The organism is Bacteroidota bacterium (assembly GCA_034723125.1).
In the GTDB taxonomy this organism is placed as follows: domain Bacteria; phylum Bacteroidota; class Bacteroidia; order CAILMK01; family JAAYUY01; genus JAYEOP01.
Genome location: JAYEOP010000365.1, coordinates 1 through 2,415 on the forward strand (window position 1 = coordinate 1; position 2,415 = coordinate 2,415).

Below are 2,415 nucleotides of genomic sequence, written 5' to 3' on the forward strand. Positions count from 1 at the left end.
CAACCCCTGAAGAAGGAGCAACCTTTGTCCGCTCCTATCAAAAAGTAACCTACAAAAACATTTATAAGGGCATTGATATTGAATTTTTTGTACAGGAAAATGACGAGCAAAAATTTAAATATAATTTTATTGTTCATCTGGGAGCAGATGCTTCGCTGATAAAACTAAAATACAAAGGAGCAAATAACATTAATTTACTTAAAGGTCAATTAAAAATTGAAACTTCCAATGGTGATTTTTACGAAAGCATCCCTGAAAGCTGGATTTTTGAAAACAAAGAAAAAATAGCTGTTAGCTACAAAGCTTTGGGTGAAAATGTTTTTGGGTTTAATTGTGGAGAATACACAAATTCTCAAACTTTGATTATTGATCCTTTACCAATATTGGATTGGGGAACTTATTATGGGGGGAGTGAGAATGATTTTGGATATGGCATTGCCACAGATCAAAATGGTAATGTTTACACAACAGGTTTAACTGGTTCACATTACTCAATTGCCACATCAGGAGCACACCAACAATCTCATAGTACTTATGGTTGGAATGCATTCATTGTAAAATTAAACTCATCTGGTCAAAGGCAATGGGGTACTTATTATGGAGGTTCTAATTCAGTAGGTAAAGGTATTACTATATATCAAAATGGAAATATTTATGTAACAGGTTTAACTAATTCAACTTCAGGCATTGCCACATCAGGTGCTCATCAGACAACTCATAGTGGTGGTTATAACCATGATGCATTTATTGTTAAATTTAATAGCTCAGGACAAAGACAATGGGGTACATATTATGGAGGCAGTGATATTGATTATGGATTGGGTGTTGCCACAGATCAAAATGGAAATGTTTACGTGCGAGGAGGTACTTTTTCAACTTCTGCCATCGCCACCTTAGGTACTTATCAGACAACTTATGGTGGTAGTGGGGATGCATTTTTTGTGAAATTTAACTCCTCGGGTCAAAGGCAATGGGGGACTTATTATGGAGGTAATGGTGTTGAAGCTTATAATTCTTCATCTCTTGAATATAACATATATGGGAATGGTATTGCCACAGATCAAAATGGGAATGTTTATATAACCGGATATACATCCTCAACATCTGGAATAGCCACTTCAGGTTCTCATCAACCAATTCATGGTGGTAGTACTTATTATTATGATGCGTTTATTGTTAAATTCAATTCTTCAGGGCAACGACAATGGGGAACATATTATGGGGGAAGTAATACAGATTATGGTTATGGTATTTCCACAGATCAAAATGGAAATGTTTTTGTAACTGGATTAACTGGTTCAGCAAATGCCATAGCCACAACTGGTGCCCATCGGACAACTTTTATTGGTTACTATTATGATGCCTTCATCGTAAAATTTAATACCTCAGGGCAAAGGCAATGGGGAACTTATTATGGAGGATATTGTGATAACGATGCACCTGGTATTGCCACAGATCAAAATGGAAATGTTTATATGACAGGTTCGACTAGGTCTTCTGTTATAGCTACACCAGGTGCTCATCAAACAATTTGTGGAGGAGCTACAGATGCTTTCGTTGCTAAATTTAATACTTCAGGGCAAAGACTATGGGGTACTTATTATGGCGGAAGTTTTACTGATTGGGGTTATGGTATTGCTACATATCAAAATGGAAATGTTTATGTAACAGGAATGGCTGCTTCAACTTCAGCCATAGCTTCCTTAGGTGCTCATCAACAAACTCCCGGTAGTTATTTTGATGCATTCATTGCGAAATTCATAAGCTGTTATCCAAATTATGATACAGTTTTCACCAGCGTTTGCGACAGCTTTTATTTCAATGAAAGATATCTTTACGTTTCAGGTACTTACTATGATACACTTGTAAATATTTATGGTTGCGATAGTTTCATCACTTTAAACCTTTATATTCCGCCAAATCCAAAAGCTCGGTTTTCTGTTAATGATTCTGCTCAATGTTTATCCGGTAATTTATTCAATTTTACAAACACAACAACCATTGATTCAGGTACAATAACTTATCAATGGTTTTTTGGCGATAATGATAGTTCGGCTTTAATATCACCCTCCCATTCATATATTTCGGATGATACTTTTTATGTAAAACTATTAGCTGTTTCAGATAGTGGATGTATGGATTCAGCCTATAAAAACATTATTGTTTATCCAATGCCGGAATCGGAATTCGCTATTCAAGACAGTTTACAATGCCTGCAAGGAAATAAGTTTCGATTTACCAACATTTCCACAATCAACAGTGGTAGCCTCAATTATAAATGGAACTTTGGTGATGGTGATACATCCACACAGGAAAACCCGCATCATTCATACCTTAATGCTGATACTTTTAATGTAAAAATGTTAGCGACATCAACTTTCGGTTGTAAAGATTCTACAAGTAAATTGGCTTATG

General features: G+C 35.7%; 1 protein-coding gene. It reads left to right on the top strand.

The genetic code is table 11. From position 1 onward, the window contains the following. The coding region (locus tag U9R42_09825) for an SBBP repeat-containing protein (protein ID MEA3496318.1) at nucleotides 1–2,415 on the top strand (2,415 nt) is incomplete at both ends.